Raw genomic sequence first — 25,502 nt, 5'->3', positions numbered from 1 at the left:
CAGGAGCCGCCATTGCGAATTGTGTTTGTGCTTTCGGGGCTTGGTGCCGGCGGCGCTGAAAAGATCGTCAACATCCTTGCGCGCCATCGCTCGGCCCGCGGTGACCAAGTGCACGTGCTCGCGCTCAACGCAGAAACCCCGGAGACCTACTTTGCCTACGACAGGTCCGTCCGCGTGGAGGCGCTGGGCGGCGGCTCGTCGGTGCCTGTGTTCAGGACAGTCGAGCGTATCGCCCGATTGCGCGCGCGCCTGCGCGCCCTATCGCCGGACCTCGTCATCTCCTTTCTGACGAAGGTCAACATCATAGTCGTGCTTGCCAGCCGCGGCCTCGGCCTGCGGCTCGTCCTTTCCGAGCGAAACAACTTCAATACGCAAGACATGAACCCGCTATGGCGATTGGCGCGGCCGCTGGCGGCTCGCCTGGCGGAGCGGCTGGTGATGCAGACGACGGAAGCTGTGAATTCGCTGCCACCGCCCCTCAAAGCCAAGGCTGTGATCATCCCCAATCCGATCACGCTTCAGCATGTACGTGCCAAACAGTCAGGCACCAACACCCGCGTGCTAGCCGTCGGCCGCCTGGACAGGCAGAAGGGCTTCGATCTACTGATAGACGCCTTTGCCGATATCGCGGGGCGCGCGCCGAACATGACGCTGACCATCTTCGGCGAAGGCCCGGAAAGGCCGGCGCTTGAGGAACAGGTCCGACGCCTAGGCCTTTCGAGCCGCGTTCGTCTGCCGGGCACGACGAAATCACCGGTCGAGTGGATCAACGCCGGCGATATCTTCGTCCTCAGTTCGCGCTTCGAAGGCTTCCCAAATGTGCTGCTGGAGGCGATGTCCGCGGGCCTTGCCAGCATCGCCTTTGATTGTCCTTGGGGGCCGTCGGAAATCATCGACACGCCGGCGGTTGGCATGCTCGTCCCCAAGGAGGACACTCGCCGACTGGCAGACGCGATAGCCCGCCTGGCGGCCGACGCGACACTCCGGCACCAGATCGGCGCCATGGGCGCACGCGCGGTTGCCACGCGCTACGCTATCCAGTCGGTGCTAAAGCAGTGGGATGACGTCATCGCCGCTCCTGAAGAGACCCACGCGCTTTACCCGGCAGCGCGCGTATCGACCTGATACGGCACCGCCTCAGGAGGCGACGCCGCATCACCCGATCACGACCCGGGCGGCGTTGCTGGCTTCAGGTAGAGGGTCGGGATCCCATATCTGTCCTTGAAACCGAGAGACGCGGACTGCACGTAGCCGTGGCTTTCCGCATAGGCACGCATCGGCTTTTCCAGTTCGTCTTCAAAGCCAAGCAGAAACGCCGCCGGCGGGTCTTTCTCGAACAGCGCTTCGATCGTCGATGGTGACGTCATCTTGTAGTACTTCGCCAGCTCGGGGCTCGTCATGTCGGCGGTGCGGTAGGCAAACGGCCCTGTCGCCAGCTCGGCATAGACATCGAGGCCGCCTTCCAGCGGATAGATGGGCGCGAGCGTCGCAACCTTGCCGGTGACGCCGGCGGCCTGCATTCTCTCAGCAATCGTCACGCCTCCCTCATGCACGCGCATCGTCGTCCACTGCTGCGGATGGGTCGCCTTGCCGAGGTATTGACCAAGGCGCGGCGCGTTGACCGCAAGGACGACAAGTACGGCCGACAGCAGGATCGGCCGCACCGTGGGGAGTGCGCGCGGACCAAGTGCCTCGAGCAAAAGGCCAAACGCCAGCGGAAGGCAGACGAGCGGCGGCGCAAAATACTGGGGGAACCCGGGCGTCGGAACGAAGCTCAGCACAAAGCTGCAGACGAGCACGCCCGCAAGCACGAGCACCTCCCCCATGCGCAGCTGTGGTTCGACCGCCACGTTGTCGGTGCGCCGGGCAAGAACGATGAACGCGACGGCGATGATCGCCGCAAGCGCCACGGCCACGGCCGGCGCTAGCCATATATCCTGCGCCATGACCAGTTTCTGGGCGAGCGACATCGCCCCGCCCTCCCCGTCGCCGCTCATCAGCCGCCAGTATTGCGGATGCGGACCGGTATGGTAGCGCACCACATGCGCCAGGAAGAGCTGCGGATCCCTGACGAGATAAAAAAGGATCGGCGCGCCGCCGGCAAGACCGCCGACCAGCAGCGGCGCCGCGACCTTGGCAATACGATCCTTCAGCGCCAGCGATCGCGGCAGAAGGAATGCGGCCACGGCCACGGCCGGGATGAAGGCGATGGCGCTCAGCTTGAAACACACGGCCAAGGCCAGCAGAAACCCGGCCAGCGCCACCAAAAACGAACGGCGCTGTTCATTACGCAGGGCGAGAAGAAAAAGACTGAGGCCGAGAAAGGCGAAGGGCCACGGCAGGAAATTGTTGGTGGCGCCGACACCCGTCTGCGTCAGGAACAACTCGTTCACCAGCGACAGGATGCCGACACAGACAGTTGCCCAAGCCGAACGCGTCAACACATACACCACGCCGCCGACAGCGACTGCCATAAGGATCCAGGCCAGGAAGACACCGAGGCGACCGCTTAAGAGCAGGTCGCTGGACCCGGTCAGCTTGCTGATGCCGTAGAAGTACCACGCAGAGGCCGGCGGATGATTGTAGAAGAAATCGGCGTAGAGCGACTGGTCGTTCAAGAGCCTGGCCGGCGGCACATACAGCTGCTCGTCTCGCCGCATCTCGAAATTCATGATCCGAAGAAACAGAAAATAGAAAACGAACAGGAAGAACAGGGCCGCGGCGACTTGATAGAAAATCCCGACCGATTTTCCTTCAACAGTTTCCTGTCTTTCCGAAGAAACACTTGCTGGATAGGTCATGCAAAAACCCCGAACAAAAATAGACGAAGTATAAAATACAGGCTGGCGACGGGAACGATGCAGTCGCACACGGCTTCAAATAGATCACACAGGATCGTAATGCGCAGCGGCGCATGGCCTAGCGGGACAACCCCGACAAGCGTGCAGGGATAAACCTGACACGTAAAAAGGCTTGCGGCCAAGCAGAATATAAGGTATTTCTTGTATATTAGTTACTTAACATAACGGAAACCCTGGGACTTATCCAGACATATTCCGTAGCGCGCAGGTAACCACCTGCTTTTATTGACGTGCATTTTAATCAGTTATTGAAAACGCTCAAATCGCGCATTGGATCGCGATTGCTCATGAATAAAACCTGAGACGTCAACACTATCCCAAACATATCTTCTTGGAGACCGCTATGAAAGTCGTTCTCTTTGCGGGAGGGCTTGGCTCGCGCCTGGCCGAGGAAACCACGCGTATTCCCAAGCCGATGGTCGAGATTGGTGGCAAACCCATCATTCTTCACGTCATGGACATTTACAGCCACTGGGGGCACCGCGACTTTGTCGTCGCCGGCGGCTATAAGTGCATGTCGATCAAGAGCTTCTTCCATAACTTCCATCTGTCGACCGCAGACTTTACCGTTGCGCTCGGAAGCGGCTCGATGGTGCTGCACCCCAATCATCCGCTCGACTGGAATGTCTCTGTCGTGGACACCGGCCTGTCGACGATGACTGGAGGGCGGCTCCTGCGGCTGCGCGAATGGCTCGACAACGAGCCTTTCATGGTGACCTATTCGGACGGCGTCGGAAACATCGACATAGAGGCGCTGCTGGCGTTTCACCGCTCGCACGGGCGCCTTGCGACAGTTACCGCCGTGCAGCCACCGGCCCGTTTCGGCAACCTCGAGATCGAAGGTGACCAGGTCGTCGAGTTCACCGAGAAGGTGCAGAAGAAGGAAACCTGGATCAACGGCGGCTTCTTCGTCTTTGAACCCGGCGTCCTCGACTACATTCCGAGCCTTTCCGAACCGCTCGAAATGTCGCCGCTGACCAATCTCGCCAGGGCCGGTCAACTGTTTGCCTACAAGCATCACGGCTTCTGGCATCCGATGGATACGATCCGCGATCGCGATTACCTGAACGGGCTGTGCGAAAGCGAAGATCCGCCGTGGCTGCACTTTGAACGCGATCACCTTTCCGCCGCGACAGCCGCACCCTCCACCCATCACGTACGGATGTAGGACATGGCTTTGATCACCAGCGAGGTCGACCTTGCCGAGGCGTTCCGTGGCCGAAAGATCCTGATCACGGGACACACCGGTTTCAAGGGAGGCTGGCTCTCGCTCTGGCTAAGGCGACTGGGCGCATCGGTGGTCGGCCTCTCGCTGCCACCGTCGATACCGTCCTTCTACTTGGCGGCCGACCTCGGCGACGTCATCGACGGCCATGAGGGCGACATCCGGTCTGCCGCCGACGTGGCGAGGGCAATCGGCGGACAGGATTTCGATCTCGTCATTCACATGGCCGCGCAGGCCGTGGTTCGCGCCTCCTTCGAGAACCCGGTCGACACCTATGCGACCAATGTCGTCGGCACCGCCATCGTGCTTGATGCGGCAAGGCGCATGAAATCCCTGAAGGGCGTGATCGTCGTCACCAGCGACAAGTGCTACGAGAACCGCGAATGGGTCTGGGGCTATCGGGAAAACGACCCGATGGGCGGGCGCGATCCTTATAGCTCATCGAAAGGCTGCGCTGAACTCGTCGCAGCGGCCTATCGATCCTCGTTCTTCAATGACCCCAACGGGCCTCAGCTCGTCAGCGTGCGCGCCGGCAACGTCATCGGCGGCGGCGACTGGGGTGCCGACAGGCTCGTGCCCGATCTGGTCCGGTCGGTGGAAGGCGGCAGCCCCGCGCGGCTGCGCAATCCGTCAAGCATCCGGCCGTGGCAGCATGTCTTCGAACCGCTTCGCGGTTACATGATGCTGGCGGCGCACCTGCTTCACGGCAGAACGCGCTTTGCCGGCGGCTGGAATTTCGGCCCCGACCAGGAAGCGACCGTCAATGTCGGAACGCTTGCCGACATGGTCGTTGCCCAATGGGGTGACGCGCCACCGAAGTACATCGTCGAGCCGCAGGTAAACGCACCGGTGGAATCGACCATCCTGCGCCTCGACAGCACCAAGGCCCGCACGGAACTCGGCTGGAAGCCGGTGCTGCGCCTGCGCGACACCGTAACCATGACTGTCGCCTGGTACCGCAAGTATAGGGAGGATCCGAGGAACATACGGTCGTTCTCGGAGCATCAGATCGAGCAATACACCGCCGCCTGGAAACAGGAAGTCGAACACGAAGCAAGACCATTGCCATTGCGCGACATCGGAGATTGGAAAGATGCGAGTTAATTACGGACAGTCCGTTTACGGTCAGGAAGAGATTGATGCCGTCGTGGCAGTCCTGCGCTCATCGACACAGATGGGCACGGCCGTCAGGACGATGCAGGAACGTGTCGCGATGCTCTTTGCGAAACGGCATGGCATCATGGTGAATTCAGGTTCGTCCGCGAACCATCTCGCCATCGAAATCGCCGACCTTCCGAAGGGATCGGAGGTCATCACGCCCGCATTGACCTTTGCGACGACCGTCGCCCCGATCGTGCGCGCCGGTCTTATCCCGGCTTTCGTCGACGTCGTCGAAGGTACCTACAATATCGATGTCGATGCGATCGAGCGGATGATTACCAGAAAGACGAAGGCGGTGATGATCCCTTCGCTGATCGGGAACCTGCCCGACTGGGATCGCATTCGCGCCATCGCCGACGCGCACAAACTGCTGGTGATCGAAGACAGCGCCGACACGCTCGGCGCGACGATCAGGGATACAAGCACCGGCGCGCGGTCCGATATCAGCACGACCAGCTTCTATGGCTCGCATGTCATCACCGCGGCGGGCAACGGCGGCATGGTTTGCGTCAACGACGACGAACTGGCGCGAAAGGCAATGCTCTATCGCTCCTGGGGCCGCACATCCTCGCTCTTTGTCGAGTCCGAGACCATCGAGAACCGGTTCAACATCGACCTCGACGGCTTCGACTACGACGCCAAGTTCGTGTTCGAAGTGCTGGGTTTCAACATCGAACCGTCCGAAATGGGCGCGGCGTTCGGGCTTGTCCAGCTCGATCGGCTGCAGCAAAACATCGATGCGCGCGAGGGCAACTTCGCCAAGCAGCGCGCCTTCTTCGAGGCCTACGAGGACTGGTTCGTCCTGCCGAAGCAATTGCCGCTTTCGCGAACCGGATGGCTGGCATTCCCGATGACTGTGCGCGCGGATGCGCCATTCACCCGCCGGGAGATGCAGATCTTCCTGGAACAGCGCGACATCCAGACCCGACCGGTGTTTACCGGAAACATCCTGCGCCAACCGGCGATGAGCGGCGTTCATAGCAAGGTCGAGCCGCGCGGCTATCCGGTCGCCGACGACGTGATGCGCGGCGGCATTCTGCTCGCCTGCCACCATGGCCTGACACAGGCGCACCTGGACCATATCCACCAGTCGTTCAGCGATTTCGCCACGCAATTCGCGAGCTCGGGCGCCAGCAAGCGCCGCCAGCAGCAAACAGCCTCCTTTGAGCAACCTGGAGCTTGAAAATGACACGCCTTTTGAGATGCCGCGCCTGCCTTGCAGCCGACCCACTGACGTTTCTCTGCATGGGCGATCACCCACCGGCAAACAGCTTCGTGCGCCCGGAAGATGTGCCCGCGAACCAGCCCATGTATCCGCTAGACTCGCAGGCCTGCCTGACCTGTGGATTGATCCAGGTCTCCGACCAGGTTCCCGACGGATTCTTTGAGCACTATCTCTACGTCCCATCGAGCGCTACATCCATGCATGACCATTTTGCTGGACTGGCCGGAATTTTGAAGAAGGCCGCCGGCGACGGGCTCATCGTCGACATCGGCTGCAATGACGGCCTCCTGCTTTCGGCGTGCAACAAGGTGGGTGGAAAGACGCTCGGCGTCGACCCGGCGGCGAACCTGGCCGAGATCGCCCGCTCGCGCGGTGTCGACGTCGACGTCGGCTACTTTACCCATAGCGGCTCAGGCCGACTGATCAGTGAGTACGGTTCGGCAAAAGCGATCGTCACCACAAACACGTTCAACCACATCGGCGATCTTCATGACTTCATGGCTGGCGTCAAAGGCTGGCTGGCCGATGATGGTGTCTTCGTCATCGAAGTGCCCTGGGCGAAAAATCTTCTCGAAAACAACGAGTTCGACACGATCTATCACGAGCATGTATCCGAGTTCAGCCTACTATCGCTCGTCAAGCTCGGCGGGTACTTCGACCTTGACGTCGTCGATGTTCATCGTCTCGGCGTGCATGGAGGCTCGATGCGCGTTTTCCTCAAACACGCCGCCACAGCCACGCCCCCGACTGCGATCGTCAGCGAGATGCTTGCGGAAGAGCTCAAGGCAGGGATGCTCGAGGCGGATACCTATCTTGCCTTTGCCGAGCGCATCCGGAAGATCGGCGTCGATCTGATCGCCATGCTGGACCAGCTCAAGAAAGACGGCGTCACCGTCGCAGGTTACGGTGCACCTGCCAAGGGAAACACCTTGCTCAACTATTTTGGGATCGGCCCGGACAGGCTCGATTACCTGGTTGACCGGAATGCCTTGAAGCAGGGCCTATATTCGCCGGGCATGAAAATACCAATTCGCTCCCCGGACGTGTTGCGGGAGGATGCGCCCGGCGTGCTTCTGGTGCTCGCGTGGAATTTCTTCGATGAGATCCGCGCGCAGCAGGCGGACTTCGCCGCGCATGGCGGCCGCTTCCTCTTGCCGTTGCCGTACCCGGCCATGGTCAACTGAAAGCGACGGAGGTGAGGCGTTTCCACCCGTCGCGGTGGAAGCGCACTCGACCGGGGCTTCAATCCGACTGTCCTGCGCAAATAGGAATGGGCGATGTCGAGGGTTCTGATTACGGGCGCTGCTGGCTTCATTGGTTCGCATTTGACGCGAACCTGCCTTGATGTCGGCCACGAAGTCCATGTCGTGGTTCGGCCCGGCTCCGACGACAGCCGACTGGACGCGCTCGATCAGTCGATTGAACGACACAACTTCGACCTCCAGTCGGAAGACGCCATGAAGTGTTGCCTGTCGGAGATCTCACCTGAGTTCGTCTTCCATCTCGCCGCACGCCCGAGGAGACGCGAGGAAGCGGAATTGAGCGACGCCAAGGCAGGCATCAAAGAACACCTCGCCGCTTTGTTGAACCTTCTCGGCGCCGCAAGCAGCGTTCCCCATCCGCCCTTGAAAATCATCCGGACCGGATCGATTGCCGAATACGGCACCGCGCCCAGACCCTATGAGGAAGAGAGCCGGGAAATGCCCGCCACCGCCTATGGTGCCGAACTCGCTGCTGCCACCCACCTCATCGGCGGATTGCAGAGACGCTTGCCCTTCCCCGTGATCACCACCAGGCTGGCTCTGGTCTATGGCCCAACGCAGTCGACCGAATTCATGATCCCTCTGTTCATCGAACGTTGCCTTGCCGGTCAGCCCTGCGTTGTCCACCATTCCGGCGACCGTCGCGATCTGCTTCATGTGAGCGACGTTGTCGACGCACTGCTTCGCATCGCCGACGCGCCGGTCAGCACGCGGCTTGTCAATGTCGCAAGTGGCATCGCACCAACCATGCGGGAGGTCGCTGAACTCATCGTCGAGCGGACGGGCGCCGACCCTGATCTCATCGAATATCGTCTGGGAGGAATGTCGGCGGGCGCAAACGAGCTGCGCGCATCGACGGCGCGCGCCAAGGACCTCTTCGGTTGGAGTGCGCGCATCCCCTTGCGCGAGGGAATAACCCGCACGGTCGAGTGGCACCGGCAGGCCCCCGCGCTGCCCAGTTCGAACGCCGGCCGTTGGTCTCGAGAAACGGCGTGAAGATGGTGGTGGCGATGAAGCAGAGACCCAAAATCTCGATCCTGGTGCCGGCTTTCAACGAAGAGTCCAATGTTCGGCGCGCCCATGAGGCGATCGTTGACGTGTTTCGAAGCCTGCCTGGCTACGACCGCGAGATCATCTTCATGGACAACCATTCCACCGACCGCACATTCCCCATTCTGACCGAGATCTCCCGCGAGGATCCGACCGTCCGGGTGATCCGTTTCAGCCGCAACATCGGCTATCAACGCTCGCTTCTCGTCGCTTACAAGTCTGCCACGGGCGACTGCTCGGTCCAGATCGACTGCGACCTACAGGATCCGCCCCATCTCATTCCGGGGATGCTGGAGCTTTGGCACCACGGACACCAGGTGGTTTACGGCATCCGTCGCACGCTCAAGGACGGATGGCTGACGACGCGCATCCGCCGTGCCTTCTACTGGTGTATCAATGCGCTCAGCGAGGACGACCTGCCGCTCAACGCCGGCGAATTCCGCCTTGTCGACCGACGCATCCTCGACGAACTGCGGAAGGTCGACGACACCTCGCCCTATCTGCGCGGACTCATCAGTGCGATGGGTTTCTCGCAGGTTGGCTTCGAGTATGACCGTGAGGCCCGTGTCGCGGGTGAAAGCAAGTTCCCATTCAAGGCTATGCTGTCGCTTGCGGTCGATGGGATCCTCAACCATTCGTTGACACCCTTGCGACTGGCCTCGATGGCAAGCCTGGTGATGGGCACAGCAACGCTGCTGCTTCTGTTCGGCTACCTCGTCGGCAAGCTTCTGTTCGGCCAGGACTGGCCGGCGGGCTTTGCAACGACAACGATCCTGCTTCTGATTTCGATCACCTTGAACGCGATTTTTCTCGGCATCATGGGTGAGTATGTGGGCCGTATCTTCATGCAGTCGAAACGCCGGCCCGCCCCGATTATCGAAGCGTCGCTCAACGACGACGAACACCGGCGGCCGGCTCCGGCGATGCCGGATTGGAGGCACGGCGATGTCGTTGCCGACAACAAAAGACGCTAGCTCCCGGCAGCGTGCCGGCGAAACGCTTGCACGGTTTGCGGCTGTGGGAGCCGTGACGACCCTGCTCGACATGGTGTTGTTTAACACGCTCTATTTCCTGGGGGCTCGGCCAACGCTGTCCAACCTCGTTTCCTATTCCTGCGGCATCGCGGTCAGCTACATGCTCAATCGCACCTGGACCTTCCGCGCTGCCCACAGCCATGTGCAGGCGGTGAAATTTGTCGCTGCCACCCTGACGGGTCTCTTGATATCGACGGGGATCGTCACCGGCCTTGCCCTAACGATCCCGGCACCGGTCGCCAAGGTGATCAGCGTCCCGATCGTCTTTGTCTGGAATTATCTGGCGTCGCGATTGTGGGTCTTTCGTGGCTCAGAGGCGCCAACTACGACCACAAGAACTAACGCCTAGAACAATAAGTATAGTTAAGATCTAAATTTAAAAAATACATACACTTCCAAACGGAACGCAATATATAATTGAGGTTTCAAGTTTTTTTGCAATATTGGAGCATTAGCACCGATGTCCTTAACTCATTTGCAGCGCCTGGAAGCCGAGGCGATCCACATATTCCGAGAGGTCGCCGCGACCTTTGCGAAACCGGTCATGCTCTATTCGGTGGGCAAGGACTCCTCCGTCATGCTGCATCTGGCGATGAAGGCATTTTATCCCGGCAAGCCGCCTTTCCCGTTCCTCCACGTCGACACCACCTGGAAATTCCGAGAAATGATCGAGTTTCGCGACCGGACTGCGGCCGAACTCGGCATCGACCTGCTTGTTCATATTAATCGCGACGGCCTCGAGCAGCAGATTAACCCCTTCACCCACGGCTCCAACGTGCATACGCATGTGATGAAGACGATTGCGCTGCGCCAGGCACTCGACAAATACGGCTTCGATGCGGCCTTCGGGGGGGCGCGGCGGGACGAGGAAAAGAGCAGGGCAAAAGAGCGCATCTTCTCCTTCCGCAACGCTCAGCACGCCTGGGATCCGAAGAACCAGCGGCCCGAGCTCTGGAAGAGCTACAACACGCGCGTCGGCCCATCCGAATCCATTCGTGTCTTTCCCCTGTCCAACTGGACGGAACTCGACATCTGGCAATATATCCTCAAGGAAAACATCCCGATCGTGCCACTTTACTTCGCCGCACGCCGTCCGGTCGTCGAGCGGGACGGCATGCTGATCATGGTGGATGACGAGCGCATGCCGCTCCATGCGGACGAGAAGGTTGAGCAGCGCCTGGTGCGGTTTCGCACGCTTGGCTGCTACCCGCTCACCGCTGCGATCGAATCCAACGCCACGACACTCCAGGACATCGTCCGCGAAATGCTGACCGCCCGCACGTCGGAAAGGCACGGCCGCCTGATCGACGCGGACGAAACCGCGTCGATGGAGAAGAAGAAGCGGGAGGGGTACTTCTGATGACCGCCAGCATTCCCGCAACACCGGGCAGCGTGCTCGAATATCTGGCCAAACAGGAGAAGAAATCGCTTCTGCGTTTCATGACCTGTGGTTCGGTCGACGACGGCAAGTCGACGCTGATTGGCCGCCTGCTGTACGATAGCAAGCTGCTCTTCGACGACCAGCTCGCAGCACTTAAGCGCGAGACCAAACGCACCAGCGCAAACAACGGCGACATCGACTTCGCACTCCTGATCGACGGCCTGGAGGCAGAAAGAGAACAGGGCATCACCATCGACGTTGCCTATCGCTTCTTTGCTACCTCGCGCCGCAAGTTCATCGTGGCCGACGCGCCGGGGCACGAGGAGTATACCCGCAACATGGTCACTGCGGCGTCCACGGCGGCCCTTGCAGTCGTGCTCGTCGACAGCCGCAAGGGTATTCTTCAGCAGACGCGGCGCCATTCCTTCATCGCGTCCTTGCTCGGGGTGCGCCATGTCGTACTTGCCGTCAACAAGATCGACCTCGTCGGTTTTGACCGCAGGGTCTTCGACACGATCGTCGCCGACTACAGGGCCTTTGCCGAGAACCTCGGCTTCTCGACGATCACGCCGATCCCGATTTCGGCGCGCTTTGGCGACAACATGACGAGCCGTTCGCCAAACATGCCCTGGTATGGCGGTCCAACATTGCTGGAGCATCTCGAGACGGTGCCGATCGAGGAAGAGGCAGCCGAAGCGGAATTCCGTTTCCCGGTGCAACTGGTCCTTCGCCCAAATCTCGACTTTCGCGGCTTTGCCGGCCAGGTGGCATCGGGCAGCATAGCTGTCGGCGATCCGCTCGCGGTGGCAAAATCCGGCCAGCTCACCCGGGTCAAGGAAATCGTCACCTATGACGGCAAGCTTGCGCGCGCGGTCGAGGGCCAGTCTGTCACGCTCGTGCTGGAGGACGAACTTGATATCTCACGCGGCAACATGCTCGTGCCGCCGGAAAATCGGCCGCATGTCGCCGATCAGTTTATGGCGCACGTGATCTGGCTTCATTCGGATGCGATGCTTCCCGGACGCAGCTACATCCTGCGCACGGAAGTCGACAGCGTCAGCGCGACGATTACCAGCCTCAAACACCAGATCGACGTCAACACCTTCGCCGAGGAAGCGGCAAAATCGCTGCGCATGAACGAGATCGGCGTTTGCAATCTCTCCACCCAGGCGCCGATCGTCTTCGACAGCTACAAGGACAACCGGACCACCGGCAACTTCGTGCTGATCGACCGCTTCACCAACGCCACGGTCGGCGCCGGCATGATCGACTTTCCGCTGCGTCGCGCGCTCAACGTGCATTGGCAGGCCCTCGACATCAACAAGAAGGCCCGCTCCGCGCTCAATCATCAGACGCCGCGCGTGCTGTGGTTCACCGGTTTCTCCGGCTCGGGCAAATCGACGATCGCCAACACTGTCGAGAAAATGCTGCACGCCCGGGGCAAGCACACGTTCCTGCTTGACGGCGACAATGTCCGTCACGGCCTCAACCGCGATCTCGGCTTCACCGAAGAAGACCGCGTCGAGAACATCAGACGCGTGGCCGAAGTCGCGAAACTCATGACCGAAGCGGGCCTAATCGTGCTCGTTTCGTTCATCTCGCCGTTCCGCTCGGAGCGCCGCATGGCCCGCGAATTGTTCGGCCCGGGCGAATTCATCGAGATTTTTGTCGACACCCCGATCGAGGAATGCGCGCGCCGCGATCCCAAGGGCCTCTACAAGAAGGCGCTCGCCGGCGAGATCAGCAACTTTACGGGCATTAGTTCGCCTTACGAGCGCCCGGAGAGGCCGGAAATCCACCTGCACACCGTGGGCCGCGAAGTCACGGCGCTTGCAGGCGAAATCGAGGCCTACCTGGACAATCAATAACGACCAGTCCGGCGCGGCAGACGACGCTCCCAGCGGCAGTACGGAGAAAGATAATGATCGATACGCTCACGGCCGCAGCGATAGAGGCTGGCAAGGCCATTCTAGACGTCTATGCGCGTGATATCACGGTCGATGAAAAAGCCGACCGTTCGCCGGTCACCGAAGCGGACCGGCGTGCCGAAGAGATCATCCTTGCCATTTTGGCTCGAGCATTCCCCGATATCCCGGTGGTCGCCGAGGAAGCCGTCGCGGCAGGCTCAGTGCCCGAGATCGAGGGCCGGCGCTTCTTCCTCGTCGACCCGCTCGACGGAACGAAGGAATTTATCAACCGGCGAAGTGACTTCACCGTCAACATCGCCTTGATCAGCGACGGCGAGCCGGTGGCTGGCGTCGTCTTTGCGCCCGCTCGGCTCGTTGGCTATGTCGCAGAAGGGGGACGGGCGAAGAAGTTTCAGGTGACCGCCGACTTTGCCATCACCGGGACCACGGAAATACGGTGTCGAGAACGGCCTGAAAATCTGACCGCGGTTGCCAGCCGTTCGCACAGCGATGCCGAGACGGCGGATTTTCTGGAGCAGAACGCAATCCGCGACTGCACGTCGGTGGGCTCCTCGCTCAAATTTTGCCTGCTGGCCGAGGGGCTCGCCGATGTCTATCCCCGTTTCGGTCGCACGATGGAATGGGATACGGCCGCCGGTGATGCCGTGCTGCGCGCTGCCGGCGGGCGCGTCACGACGCTTGACGGGCAACCGTTCCGCTACGGAAAGCGGCGTCAGGCAAATGATTGCGATTTCGCCAATCCAGGGTTCATCGGCTGGGGGCGTGATTGCGGGCCGGAGGCCTGCGAAAAGGAAGCAGACTAAAGGGAGAAAGTCTAGAATGCCTGAAGACGACGTTCGAGCGCACGGCCTTGTGTTGGTTGAAGGTGACGGCATGCCATGAACATGTTCAACCATACCCTTTCGGCCGGATTGGCTGCTCGCCGCGAAGCCGCTCGCCGCGACGCGCCAGGCATCGTGCTCACCAAAAAGATCGAGTTCCTTCTGCTGGTCGGCGCCGTCTTTTTTTGCTCGATGAACTATTTTCGCTACGGCGATACGAACTTTACGGTCGCCGATTTCCTCGCCTTTCTTTGCTTCTGCTTTGCGCTACTCAACCGCAATATCGATCTTCAGCTCTTCGGGCGTGTTAGCAGCGGATTGTGGTGGCTGGGGCTGACAATGCTGGTCTCCGGCCTGCTGGTAAGCAGCATCGCGGGCCCGGATCCGATGCGCGGCATCGTCGTCGTCACCCAATATCTCTACGCTTATCTCTTTGTAGTGCTATTGTTCAGCGGTCGTACGCTCGATCAGCTCGTGCTGCTCGCGAAGACCTATGTGTTCTCGATCCTCGTCCTTTGTTTCCAGGGCATCTATCTCATCCATATTGATGGCCGCACGAACACGAACTTCGTCAGCGGCAACGGCCGCTTCAGCGGCCTTATGGAGCGTGAAAACGAGTGCGCGGCGGTGATAGCGCTCGCGGTCCCGATCCTGCTTGTGTTGATCACGACGAAGCGGCTCAACCGAATCTATGCCGTCTTTGCCCTATTTATCCTGATCTACGGGATCGTGCTGACCGGCTCCAACACTGGCCTCATCGCCCTTGTCTTCGGCATGAGCGTATTTGCTATCATCGGCGTCAACTGGAAGCGGCTGATCATCAACGTCGTCCTTTTGGCCGGCATCGTTCTCGCAGTCTTCACATCCGCCCGCGACTATCTTCCGGCCGCATTCCAGAAACGCGTGCTCGGAGCGCTCGAAAGCGGCGACATCGGCCAGGCCGGCACGTTCGATCATCGCGTCGATCTGATCTATGAAGCGATGAACATGACCGACAGCACCTTGCTGCTCGGCGTCGGCGCGGACCAGTACCGGATCGCGAGCGCCATTCACCAGCCGGTTCATAATCTCTATCTGCTCCTGTGGACGGAAGGCGGGCTGATCTCGGCGGTGGGTCTTCTGGTGATGCTGCTTTCGGCCTTCGGTCCGGCGCTGGCCGTGGCGCGGCTTCCCGGCGGGCGACCGTTTGCAGGCTGCATCGTCGCCAACGTCTCCATGCTGCTGTTGGTCGCGAATGCCGTGCCGCACGCCTATAGCCGCTTCTGGCCCTTCCCGCTCGTCTTGCCCGTGGCCCTTGCCTGCGCCTACATCGCGCTCTCAGCTTCGGCAAAAGCGACGTCGGACGCCTTTGCCCAACCCGAACCGGCGCCACAACCCGAACTGCGGCAGAAGGATCTTATCGCTCAGGCACGCTCTGGCGTGCCGCGCTGAGCCGGCGTTCGCTGATCCGATCCCCGAGGATCATCACCAGAACAGTTTCGGCGATGATCTTGAGATCGACCCAGGCTGATCGGTTGGCAATGTACCAGAGATCAAGATCGAGCTTGTCGTCGTTCGAAAGAATGGCGTTGCCGCTGATCTGAGCCCAGCCGGTGAGCCCCGGCCGAACGCTGCAGCGACGAACCCCGCGCTCGCCCAGCGCGTCGATCGTCTCCGGAAGGATCGGCCGCGGGCCGATGAGGCTCATGTCGCCGATAAGGATGTTCCAGAACTCGGGCAACTCGTCCAGGCGCGTCCGGCGAAGCAGAAGCCCGAACCGTCCCGTGCGCTCGGCGTCGCTGAGGGGGCGGCCTTCGGCGTCTCGCGCATCCGACATCGACCGAAACTTCATCATGCGAAACGGACGCCGGTCGAGCCCCGCCCGGGTCTGGTAAAACAACACGGGCCGCCCAAGCCAGATGGCGACCGCAATCCCGACCACCAGCATGATCGGCAGGCTCAAGAGGCCCGCGACCAACGCAAAGACGATGTCAAAGCACCGCTTCATCTTCAACTCCCATGCACCGGTCGGCACATGGCCGGGCAACCGCGTCGCGGCTGCTCGACCGTTTCCGAAATCGCGGTTCTATGCCCGCGCTTCCATTTCAAGCACCGGCGCGCGTTGACCCAGAGCGGGAAGAGACGCTTCGGTGACGACGGCATGCAGGAAGCGGGCGGCCTTGGTCATCGCCTCTTCGCTCTGCGCCGGATCGACGAGAAGCGCGATACTGGTTTCGCCCAGCCTTCGTGCGACCGGGAGCCGCTCGGACGGCGAAAGCCCAAGATCGGTAAAGCACTTCTCCAGATAGACCTCCGAGCAGCTTCCGGAAAAACACGGCACACCTGCCGCGTTCATCGCCGCGACAATCCAGTCGCGATCGTGCCCGGGCTTCAATGCCTCCGGCCGAACGAAAGCGTAGTAGCGGTAGTACGCGTGGCGATATCCCTTCGGCAACGTCGGTACGCGCAACGCTGCAAGCTCTAGGGCCACCTCGTCGAGGATCGCAGCGTTGCGAGACCTTGTCGCGTGCCATGCCGGAAGGCGCTCCAATTGCCTCGAGCCGAGAACGGCCGACAGCGATGTCATGCGCCAGTTCGTGCCGATCGTTTCATGCAGCCATCGGAAACCCGGCGGATGCTCTCGCAGGAACGCCGCGTCATAGGATTTGCCGTGGTCCTTACGGCTCCAGGCCTTCTTCCACAGTGCCTCGTCGTCAAGAGCGATCAGGCCACCCTCGCCGCCGGTCGTGATGATCTTGTCCTGGCAAAAGGAGAACGCGGCGATATCGCCGAAACTTCCGACCGGCTTGCCGTCAATCTCCGCGCCGTGGGCCTGCGCGCAATCCTCGATCACCCAAAGTCCGGCCTGTCTGGCGAGGGCCATGATTTCCTGCATGTCGCAGGGAAAGCCTGCCAGGTGGACCGCGATGATGCCCTTTGTCCGGTTGGTGATCTTCGGTGCGATCGTTGCGGCGCTGATGTTCTGGCTGTTCTCGTCGACATCGGCAAAGACGGGAACGCCGCCGCAAAACGAAACGCACGACGCCGAGGCGACGAAACTGCGCGGCGTCACGATCACCTCGTCGCCGGGTTCGAGACCGAGCGCGAAAAGCGCCAGCTCCAGCGCAAGCGTACCGTTCGCAAGCGCGATGGCGTGCTTGCGCCCGAGTGCACGGGCATAGGCTTCCTCGAAGGCTGCAACGTGCGGCCCGGTCCAGGCATTCACCTTGCCCGACCTTAACACCGCGGCAACATCCGCAATCTGTTCCTCGTCATATACCGGCCACGTCGCCACAGCTTGCTCCCTCGCTCAACTGAAAACTCCGGAAATATCAGATGACCTGCCGCACCATCACGAAGGCCTCGGCGGCCGATTTCAGCACGGTTGCGCCGCGCAATGTGGCGAGCGCGTTCAAGGTCTCGAGGCTGCGCTCATGCGGCGCCGCCCGAACCTGGGACTTGAACGCCTTCATCGCCGCAAGCTTTCGATCGATATGGTCGCTGATGTCGACAAACACATTCGGTGCGAAGCCCGGCGTCACATAAGGCGCGTTCCAGTTTGTCTCCGACAACGTCTCGTAAGCCAGGATCACCTTGGGATAGCCGGGCTGATGCGGCCTTGCGGCCACCATCGACGACAGGAAAATCAACTGATGATCGACATGCATGTCGCCGACAAAGGGGATGATCAGCGTTTGCGGGGCGATGGAGCGCACCAGCTCGAACAGCGCGGCGTTAAGCGCCGAATGGGAGGTTTCGGAAAGGGCTGCGGCGGGGAAACCCAGCCAGCGCGTTTCCTTGACCCCGAGAATCCGATGCGCCTCATGGGCTTCGGCTTGAACGGCTTCCACCGAGGCGCGATCATAGGCCGGTGGTTTTCCCTCTGTGACAACAGCCACGAAGACGTCGCTTCCTTGCGCCGCCAGCCGCGCCATCGTTCCGCCGGCGCCCAGAACCTCGTCGTCGGGATGCGGTGCGATGACCAGCGTTCGTCCGAGCGTTTCCATCAGGCTCATCCTGCTGCCCTCGCCAACACCCCGATCGCCGCCGATCTCAGAACCGTTTCCCGACAATGACGGTCATCCTCGTCGTCAAAGCCCGACGTCAGCCCACATGCAAACTCGCCCCTCACGCAACTCTCCATCTATGCACGGCCGAAGCCCCTATTATTCCGAAGCTACAGGCCGGCGATCGATACGAAGATGACATCGCCAGGCAGCACAGCCGTAACTTTTGTGGCCTCGATGCTCTGCCGGGTCTTGGCCTCGCCGCGACCGGTCTCCCGATCGATCTTGTAGAGAAACGATACCTGTTCGTTCTTGCTCGAATCGACCTCGGCAGCAGCCATCAGGACCATCTGCTCCTTGGTTGACTGACGCTGCGTTTCGAGCTTCTTGAGCGTGGCCTCGCGCTCCTGGAGCAAGGTCAGGATCTCCTTCTCGCGGTTTGCCTTCAAGGTTTCGAGCTGTAGCTTCAGGTTCGCGAGCTCGCGGTTGGAGCGCCCGATCTCGGAGATAAGCTCCAGCAATCGCGATTTTTCGCTCGAAGTCGCCATTTTCACCCGTGAAAGCTCCGATTCCGTATTCAGCTCCCGTTTCCTGAGCGCGAGCGTCCTCGCCTCAACCTGTTCGTTGAGGGCGACGACCTCCTCCTGCTGCTCCTTGAGCTTGTCGAGGATCGTGAGGCTCGCCTCCGTCTGCATGATGCTCTGGTTGAGGATCTCCATCTGGTTCTTTGTCGACAGCAGGTCCGTCTTCAGGATCTTCTCCTCGATCGCGACCACGGGACCGACCGAAACTTCATCGACATACATCTTGACGCTTTCCGGAATATCCTTGAGGTCGACCTTCTCGGAACCGCGTAATTGCGCGTAAAGCCGGGCGGTGTAGACCGCCTCTCGCACGATCTCAACATCCGTTTCCTCGATCGTGCCGCGCAGCTTCGCCTGGGCGATGATGCGGTCAGCCGGATTGCTCATCGCCGTCTGTGGTCCACCGGCAAGGCCGACGGCCTGCTCGACCGTCAGTCCCGGATAATAGGCGAAGGAGCCAGGTGTGCGCACTTCGCCAAGGATCAGCACAGGGCGAACCGTTACGATAGAAAGCGACAGCTTCGGATCGGTCAGCAGCTGGCGGGACAGATATTCGCTGCGCAAGGCGTCAACCGCCTCAGGAATGGTTCGCCCCTCGATCTTGAACGCGCCGATCAAGGGAAATGCGGCCGCTCCATCGGTCGCAATCGTCAGCGACGTCGGCAACTCGGCATCATCCAATATGTCGAAGGACAGCACGTCCCCGACCGAAACCCGGTAGGCGGCGGGCGCCGCCTGGGTCGTGGGCACGGCGCTCGCTGTTGCAGCGCCCGATGCGGTGGCGCTGGGCGTACTGGCGGTCGATGCGCCGGCAGCGTGAAGGGGACCCGTCAGCAACAACGTCGCCGTCGCGACGAAAGCGATATGACTGACGATGCGAAAGATTGTCTGAGCCGGAAACTTCATGCTTCCCTCTAATGAATAAATCCGAACTTCACGGTGGTTCAACCGCACCAAAAGAAGCGGAAATTAAACTCCAGCAATGGATGAATTTATTTTACGAGACCTCTGTAATTTCTTTCGGTCACTATGATATGCTTCAAAAACAGGTTCCACTGCACAATTTTTAATTGCATATGGATAAGTAATTAAATTTTCCCAGAAACAGGGAAACAAATTTTCCTCGCAGTGCGAGAACACTAAAACACATATTAGCATTCTTCCATGAAACAGACGTAATTGCAACCTCGAAGCAGGATGTAATTTTGTGATATTATTGGAATCACTACTAAAAAAGACAAGAAAGTATCGTTTAGCCTGGCAAGCCGAGGCGGACCTCCACGGACGGCTCAAGAACATAGCGCACCTGCTGACCGGCAACTTCGCCAGCGCCTTCATCGGACTGGCCGGCTTTGCCCTGACGGCGCGTGCGCTCGGCCCTGCCGACTATGGGCTCCTGGCCCTGTCCTTCGCCTACACTCGCGGCATCGAGCGCTTCGTCAGCTTCCGTTCTTGGCAGCCGCTCATCAAATACGGGGCGAAGGCCCTTCAGGTCGGCGAGACCGACGACCTCAAGGCATTGTTCAAATTCGGCCTGCTGATCGATCTCGCCACCGCCCTTGCGGGATGGGGGCTGGCGGTGCTGATCGTGCTATTTGCCGGACCGCTTTTCGGCATTTCCGAAGAGATGAGCCGCTTCGTGCTGATCTACTGCGCGGTCCTGCCATTCCAGGTAACCGGCATGCCGACGGCGGTGATGCGGCTTTATGGCCGCTTCAAGATTGTCGCCTATGGGCAGGTCGCGGCCAGCATCCTCAGGGCCCTCCTGTGCCTTGCCGGCGTCTATCTCGGATGGGGGCTGTTCGAGTTCATGCTGCTGTGGATGGCGTCGCAGATCTGCAGCAGCCTGAACAGGACCGTCTGGGCTTTCCGCGAGTTGCGCAAGCAGGGGCTGACCGGCGTCATGTGGGTTCCGCTCGGCGATATCCGGACCCGCTTCCCCGGTTTCTGGAGCTTCTCGCTGTGGACCAACATGGCGCTTATCATCCAAGCCTGCGCCTTCGAATTCGACACGCTTCTTGTCGGTTACCTCGCTGATCCCGGGTCTGCCGGCCTCTACCATATCGCCAAGCGGGTGGCGAAAATCGCGCAGCAGGCGGGCGAGCAGGTTCAGGCCGTGCTCTATCCGGATCTTTCGCGCGTCTGGGCAACCGAGGGGATAGACGAATTTAGAAAGACCGTCAGCCAGACAGCATGGCTGCTCTTCGCCTTCGGCGTCTGCGCCCTCGTCGGCGCGTATCTGACCATTGAATGGGTGCTGCGCGTGACGGCCGGCCCGGGTTTCGAGGCGGCCGCCACTCTCGTCATGGTGCAGTTCGTCGCCGTCATCATGTTTCTTTGCGGCAGAACCCTTTATTCGGCCCTTCTCGCTATGGGACACGAAAAGATCCTGCTGCAAAGCGCGCTTCTTGGGGGCGTCCTCTTCCTCTTCACGGCAATCGCCCTCATCCCACGTGTCGGTGCCGTGGGCGCGAACGTTGCGCATATCGTGATGTCCGGCGTCTGGTTTGTGCAGATGGCGATCGCCTATCGCCGCAAGCTGGACACTAAGCGGTGACCTTGGGTAATCGGTTTTCCGTTTGCCGGGCTCAGCGTCAGTCAGCCTGACCCGCCCCCTATCGACGCGAGCGAACTCATGTGTCGCACTGACCTTCGACGAGTTTACGCCGACCCTAGGGAACAAGAACTTTGCCAAAGCGGCTGCACCGATCGTTCGGACGCAGACGTTAGCGACGATCACCGCACACCGAAAGCTGCTTCGACACGAAGCCAGGCCAACGCGCGCTCGAACGAGCCGGCAACGGATGCGACTGTCGAACATAATGACTTTCGCAATTTGACGATGGGCCGATTAAATGACCGACTTAGGCGGCTTTGGCCGTCGGCGCTCGCCAGTTGCGAGGGCCCTTCCCACCCGGCCTGACGGCGGCGCCTACTCCGACCGGTCGCAGTAGTTCATGACGCTGCCGAGAATAACCGCATGGTTCAGTGACAACCGTTGCTGAACATTGGCGAGCTGGCGATCCGTCGTGCCGCCCGAGCGGCAGACCAGAATGACCGAATCGACGTGCGACGCGAGCCAGATCACGCCTTCGTTTTCTTCGACGGCCGGCGCGTCGACGATGATGAGATCGTAGCTGTCGCGCAGTTCGGCACAAAGGACATCGAGGTTCATCAGGCCGGGCCGCACCGAAATGAACTCAAGGTGGGGATAGGCCGGCGACGTCGCGATCCGGCTCTTGATATCGACTTTGCCTTCTAGCGGCGCCGTGATGGCGGTATCCTTGGTGTTGGCACCGGCAATGTTCGGCGCGCTCTGCGCCGACATGTCAAGGTCGATGACGATCGGGCGCAGTCCGTCGACCTTTGCCATTGTCGCCATGCCGAGCGCAACCGTAGTCTTGCCGTCTCCAAGCGCCGGCGAGCACAACATCACCACCTTGCCGCCCGCCTCATGGTCGATCGTAAGCCAGGCCATGCATAGCGTGCGCATGGCGGTCGCCGCCGGCGACTCCGGATTGTTCAGCATGTAGTGATAAAAGGCCGACGCATTCCGCAAGCGCTTGCGCATATCGGGCACACTGGCAAGGTTCGGACGGTTGAGCAGTTGCTCGGCGTCGCGCGGCAGGTACAGCCTGCTCTCCAGGGAGTCCGAAATGATCACCCCGACGACCGCGAGCAGAACGGCCCCGATGCTGCCGGCGACGATCACTAGCGTGTTATTCGGGAACGTCGGTTTCGTCGGCACTTCCGCATAGGACGCGATCCGTGCGGTCGGCTTGTACTCGCCTCTTTCGGGGTTGAGCGCGCCCAGCCTGAGCACGATCTGGTCATAGATCGCCTGTTCCGACTGAAGGTCGCGGGCAAGTTCACGCCGACGGATTTCGGCAAGGTTGCGCCCCTGGACCTTGTCCTGCAGCGCGCTCAGTTCCGTCTGGAATTTTTGGGCGCGCACCGTTGCCACCTTGGCATTGTTTGCCAGTTCGTGCACGAGGCGCTGCGCCTCGTTGCCGATCATGGTGCGCACGGACTCAAGCTCGTTTGTGGCGTCGAGGACCAGCGGGTGGTTCTTGCCGAACTTGGCGCCGAGCTGCGCACGCGTGCGCTCGAGCCGCGCCTCTTCAGCACGCAACTGATCAAGCTGCGTCGAGATTAGCGCACCGCCGGCCAATTCCTTGCCGTCCGCAGACACCAACTGCTTGGCCTCGTTGTATTTCGCAACCGCGCCCGCTTCCTCGACGCGCAAGGTCACATATTGCTCGTTCAGCTGTAGCATGCGGGCTCTTAGAACATCATCCTGCGGATCGAAGGTCAGGTCGCTGTCGCGGGCAAAGGCGGCGATATCGCGCTCCATGCCAGCAATTCGGGTGGCGCTGTTGGCCATCTCGCCGCGCAAGTACGCAACCGTGTTGTTCGTGGCCTCTTCGGTCTTTTTCGCCGTCCAGGAGAGATATTGCTCGGCGAGCGCATCGGCGATCGTGGCCGCTTTCAAGGGGTTCGATTGCACCACGCGGATCGTCAGCGCGAGGCTTTCCCCGGTACGGGTGACGACATAGGAGTTCAGCAGCGTCGAGATGGCGCGGTTGCGCTGCACGTTTTCCGAGATCAGCCGCTCCTTCTGGGTACTTTCTTCCGGCGCGCCGAAAATGAGCTCGGAGATGTTGGCGAAGAACGACTGCAGGAACGTCTCATGATCGCTCCGGATTTCAGGCAGGTAAGTGTTGAAATCGGGATCGTTGACCAGGTTGAGCGCATCGACGACGACGCCCACGAAGACGCGCGAGCGGATCACGTCCAGCTCCGTTTCCATCACCGACCGGTCGCGTTCGAGCTTGCGCAATTCGACCTGCGCCTCGTAGGGGCGGACGTCGTTGCGGTCGAAAACGATGGCCGAAGCTGCGGTATAGGAGCGCGGCAGCAATGCGGCCGTTAACAGCGTCGCAAGCAACGCAGATCCCAGCAGCGAGAAGAAGACGACGCGATACCGGCGGAAAAGCTCGAACAGATCGCGGATGCCATATCCGCGCGGCGCAACGCGCGCCTCCCGATACTGAACCGCAGGCATTTGGCCTCGCCCTGGAGGCGCTTCGACTTTGCGATCGATGGTCAGCATGAGAGCCCTAACATATAAATTTGATAGAAATACCTGACGTGAAAGAAGTATAAGCACGCCCGCACATAAACCGCGCGGCAATCGACAACGCCACGCAGGTAAAATACTGACATAGAAATAACATTCAAATTTAGAAAACTATATTATACGACGTCCGGAAGAGCAATAGTTGGTTGCTATCGAACCACGGAACGATTTGACCTGCACGGTTGACAGACATTCTCGGGCACTTCCGGGCCGCCGCAGAAGAGAACCCGTGGGCCACCTCTACTTCGGGTAGCGACCGGCAATCCGCTCCTGCGACAACCATTCCATGAATTGATCGAAGCGCATGCTCCCATCGGTCGAGGCAGGCTCCCAGGCGTCATTCACGCCGACGACGCCGCCAAATTTTTCCTCCACGCTATCGGCCATTCCATCGAAGTCCTCGTCGCCATACGCATGTGCCTCTTTAATCGCGGGGATCTCGCCAGGCGCAACCACCATGCGCCCTGCTCCCCTCTCGCCTTGTGCACCCATATCCTTGATCCAGGCGACATCGAGATCGTCGCGGGGAAACGCACCGGACTGGCCACGAACCTCTTCATATGCCTCACCGGCTGCAAGGAGCGTATCAACCGCCAAGGGGCAAGGCGGACGGTTCACCACGAATTGGTCTGTTCCCGGCGAAAGCAATTGAAGCGACTTGGATGGCGGCGCCCACAACACATTGCCGCTCTCGTAGATCTGAGGCTGGCCGGCGCTTTCGACGTTCTGCCATTTGATTGCGTAGGTTTTCTCGACAGTGCTCGGACCTGCCTTGAAGTAGTTGCCGACATAAGAAATCGGCGTGCCGCCGGGATACTGCGAGAACACCTCTCCCCACTCGGAACGTGCATTGAAAAACACGTTGTTGACGATCTCGATGCAGGATTTTCCGTAGTGGTTGTTGTCGGGGTTCCGGTCATTGTTGGAGATGCAGGCATTTCGCCAGAAGGTAATGTTCTGCGGGACTCTCGGATCGGCGCCGAGCAGGGTGCACTTGCTGTGCTTGTTCAGCCCCTCGGCAAAGATGGAATTCGCGATGGTGATGTCGGTCGTGTTGGAATAGGTGCTGACGTTCTCGTCGGTCGCCCAGGACATCGATGTATGGTCGAAATAGACGCGCTGGCTGTTTTCGATCACCGCCGCGTGGACGTTTTTGACGGAGTTCGGCAGCCGCGGCCGAATGCGCAGATGCCGGACGATCACGTCGTGCGTCTGTTTGGCAACAAGCGGGGTATGCCTTAGTTCGTCATTCGTCTGGTCGATGGTCAGCAAAATGCCACCGCCCGGCGCTGTCTGCCCGAGGATCGAGACCGAGTTGCTATCATCACCGATCACGAGCGAGGATTTGAGCCGGATGATGCCGGACACGCGAAACACGCAATTTCGAGCTCCAGTCGCCTCGATGCATTCGCGCAGCGTGCCCGGGCCGGAGTCCTCAAGGCTCGTCACCTGGATGATGCGGCCGCCGCGGCCGCCCTGCGCCATCTTGCCGTGCCCTTCGGCACCGGGAAACGCGACCATCTGCGGCTCGCTGGCGGAAGCCGCGACACCCAACAAGGCGGAAAGCAGGGCAAGCGTGCGCGCACCATGCTGAAAAGCCTTTGCGCGTCGAGTCTGTTGCTGGAAAGACCGAGAACCGAAATGGCCGGCCGGCTGCGGCGCACCTGGTGTGCGCGGCATGAAAATTTCAATCGGCATATAGTTACTCCCAAAGCCTTTTGGCGAGGCCCCGCTCCAGAAGCTTGAAAACGCTCGTGCAGGGCAATTCATTCCGCCCTATATCGTCAATCAAAAGAATATTTTTCGCGCAATTCGGGGCGAAGCTTTCCACTTTTGTTATAGTT

At 60.3% G+C, this 25,502-nt stretch carries 20 protein-coding genes; 13 read left to right on the top strand and 7 right to left on the bottom strand.

Translation table 11 applies throughout. The annotated features are described in order from the left end of the window. Positions 1 to 21 precede the first annotated feature (21 nt). Positions 22 to 1,125 (top strand): glycosyltransferase family 4 protein, encoded by a 1,104-nt coding sequence (locus tag IB272_RS28370; RefSeq protein WP_348646642.1) that lies wholly within the window; start codon positions 22 to 24, stop codon positions 1,123 to 1,125. Between the two features lie 38 nt (positions 1,126 to 1,163). Here the strand turns inward: IB272_RS28370 and IB272_RS28365 are convergent, their stop codons facing one another. Then, positions 1,164 to 2,801 carry a glycosyltransferase family 39 protein gene (locus tag IB272_RS28365; protein ID WP_112976845.1) on the bottom strand — a complete coding sequence of 546 codons (1,638 nt, stop codon included), beginning with the start codon at positions 2,799 to 2,801 and terminating at the stop codon, positions 1,164 to 1,166. A gap of 403 nt (positions 2,802 to 3,204) precedes the next feature. Between IB272_RS28365 and rfbF the strand changes: the two genes are divergently transcribed. From rfbF to IB272_RS28310, 11 genes are all read left to right on the top strand, one after another. Then, on the top strand, positions 3,205 to 4,029 hold the full coding sequence (gene rfbF, locus IB272_RS28360) for a glucose-1-phosphate cytidylyltransferase (protein WP_051659417.1): 825 nt from the start codon (positions 3,205 to 3,207) through the stop codon (positions 4,027 to 4,029). Positions 4,030 to 4,032: 3 nt separating this feature from the next. Next, positions 4,033 to 5,190, top strand: a complete 1,158-nt coding sequence (gene rfbG / locus IB272_RS28355) for a CDP-glucose 4,6-dehydratase (protein ID WP_192445525.1) — start codon at positions 4,033 to 4,035, stop codon at positions 5,188 to 5,190. Further along, positions 5,180 to 6,430, top strand: coding sequence for an aminotransferase class I/II-fold pyridoxal phosphate-dependent enzyme (locus tag IB272_RS28350; RefSeq protein ID WP_112976843.1), 1,251 nt, complete (start codon positions 5,180 to 5,182; stop codon positions 6,428 to 6,430). The genes rfbG and IB272_RS28350 overlap by 11 nt, the downstream gene beginning before the upstream one ends. Before the next feature lie 2 nt (positions 6,431 to 6,432). Beyond that, positions 6,433 to 7,656 (top strand): class I SAM-dependent methyltransferase, encoded by a 1,224-nt coding sequence (locus tag IB272_RS28345; protein ID WP_112976842.1) that lies wholly within the window; start codon positions 6,433 to 6,435, stop codon positions 7,654 to 7,656. Positions 7,657 to 7,749: 93 nt separating this feature from the next. Next, entirely contained in the window at positions 7,750 to 8,730 is a 981-nt protein-coding gene (locus IB272_RS28340; RefSeq protein ID WP_090427309.1) for an NAD(P)-dependent oxidoreductase, read from the top strand. Positions 8,731 to 8,744: 14 nt separating this feature from the next. After that, positions 8,745 to 9,758, top strand: coding sequence for a glycosyltransferase family 2 protein (locus IB272_RS28335; protein ID WP_112772870.1), 1,014 nt, complete (start codon positions 8,745 to 8,747; stop codon positions 9,756 to 9,758). Further along, positions 9,730 to 10,167, top strand: a complete 438-nt coding sequence (locus tag IB272_RS28330; RefSeq protein ID WP_162731905.1) for a GtrA family protein — start codon at positions 9,730 to 9,732, stop codon at positions 10,165 to 10,167. The genes IB272_RS28335 and IB272_RS28330 overlap by 29 nt, the downstream gene beginning before the upstream one ends. Positions 10,168 to 10,278: 111 nt before the next feature. After that, positions 10,279 to 11,178 carry a sulfate adenylyltransferase subunit CysD gene (gene cysD, locus IB272_RS28325; RefSeq protein WP_112772859.1) on the top strand — a complete coding sequence of 300 codons (900 nt, stop codon included), beginning with the start codon at positions 10,279 to 10,281 and terminating at the stop codon, positions 11,176 to 11,178. Further along, complete coding sequence (cysN, locus tag IB272_RS28320; protein ID WP_192445524.1) at positions 11,178 to 13,067, top strand: sulfate adenylyltransferase subunit CysN; 1,890 nt, start codon at positions 11,178 to 11,180, stop codon at positions 13,065 to 13,067. Before cysD ends, cysN begins: the two co-directional genes overlap by 1 nt. Before the next feature lie 53 nt (positions 13,068 to 13,120). Beyond that, positions 13,121 to 13,930 carry a 3'(2'),5'-bisphosphate nucleotidase CysQ gene (gene cysQ / locus IB272_RS28315; protein ID WP_112976840.1) on the top strand — a complete coding sequence of 270 codons (810 nt, stop codon included), beginning with the start codon at positions 13,121 to 13,123 and terminating at the stop codon, positions 13,928 to 13,930. Positions 13,931 to 14,005: 75 nt separating this feature from the next. Next, positions 14,006 to 15,379, top strand: coding sequence for an O-antigen ligase family protein (locus tag IB272_RS28310; protein ID WP_034798297.1), 1,374 nt, complete (start codon positions 14,006 to 14,008; stop codon positions 15,377 to 15,379). On the opposite strand, the gene IB272_RS28305 is transcribed toward IB272_RS28310, so the two are convergent. The 4 genes from IB272_RS28305 to IB272_RS28290 all read right to left on the bottom strand — a co-directional run bounded on the left by IB272_RS28305 (position 15,345) and on the right by IB272_RS28290 (position 19,424). Then, entirely contained in the window at positions 15,345 to 15,935 is a 591-nt protein-coding gene (locus IB272_RS28305) for a sugar transferase (protein WP_060520987.1), read from the bottom strand. The two genes, IB272_RS28310 and IB272_RS28305, sit on opposite strands and share 35 nt — an antisense overlap. Positions 15,936 to 16,013: 78 nt before the next feature. Next, the gene (locus IB272_RS28300; RefSeq protein ID WP_112772863.1) at positions 16,014 to 17,222 is read right to left on the bottom strand and encodes a DegT/DnrJ/EryC1/StrS aminotransferase family protein; all 1,209 of its coding nucleotides are present in this window, start codon (positions 17,220 to 17,222) and stop codon (positions 16,014 to 16,016) included. Positions 17,223 to 17,259: 37 nt separating this feature from the next. Next, positions 17,260 to 17,943 carry a PIG-L deacetylase family protein gene (locus IB272_RS28295; protein WP_090427293.1) on the bottom strand — a complete coding sequence of 228 codons (684 nt, stop codon included), beginning with the start codon at positions 17,941 to 17,943 and terminating at the stop codon, positions 17,260 to 17,262. A 161-nt stretch (positions 17,944 to 18,104) separates the two neighbouring features. Next, complete coding sequence (locus IB272_RS28290) at positions 18,105 to 19,424, bottom strand: polysaccharide biosynthesis/export family protein (RefSeq protein WP_090427291.1); 1,320 nt, start codon at positions 19,422 to 19,424, stop codon at positions 18,105 to 18,107. Between the two features lie 310 nt (positions 19,425 to 19,734). On the opposite strand from IB272_RS28290, the gene IB272_RS28285 reads away from it, so the two are divergent. Then, positions 19,735 to 21,075 carry an oligosaccharide flippase family protein gene (locus tag IB272_RS28285; RefSeq protein ID WP_090427288.1) on the top strand — a complete coding sequence of 447 codons (1,341 nt, stop codon included), beginning with the start codon at positions 19,735 to 19,737 and terminating at the stop codon, positions 21,073 to 21,075. A 375-nt stretch (positions 21,076 to 21,450) separates the two neighbouring features. On the opposite strand, the gene IB272_RS28280 is transcribed toward IB272_RS28285, so the two are convergent. Together IB272_RS28280 and IB272_RS28275 are read right to left on the bottom strand one after the other, a co-directional pair. Continuing rightward, a complete protein-coding gene (locus IB272_RS28280; protein WP_162731906.1) occupies positions 21,451 to 23,583 on the bottom strand; it encodes an exopolysaccharide transport family protein in 2,133 nt (710 codons plus the stop codon). Between the two features lie 315 nt (positions 23,584 to 23,898). Continuing rightward, the gene (locus tag IB272_RS28275) at positions 23,899 to 25,428 is read right to left on the bottom strand and encodes a pectate lyase (RefSeq protein WP_192445523.1); all 1,530 of its coding nucleotides are present in this window, start codon (positions 25,426 to 25,428) and stop codon (positions 23,899 to 23,901) included. Between the last annotated feature and the right edge of the window lie 74 nt (positions 25,429 to 25,502).

It is taken from the genome of Ensifer sp. ENS08 (assembly GCF_014852195.1).
Taxonomy (GTDB): domain Bacteria; phylum Pseudomonadota; class Alphaproteobacteria; order Rhizobiales; family Rhizobiaceae; genus Ensifer; species Ensifer adhaerens.
Note: the sequence above shows the minus strand (reverse complement) of the source record. Positions and strands in the feature narration are given on the sequence as shown.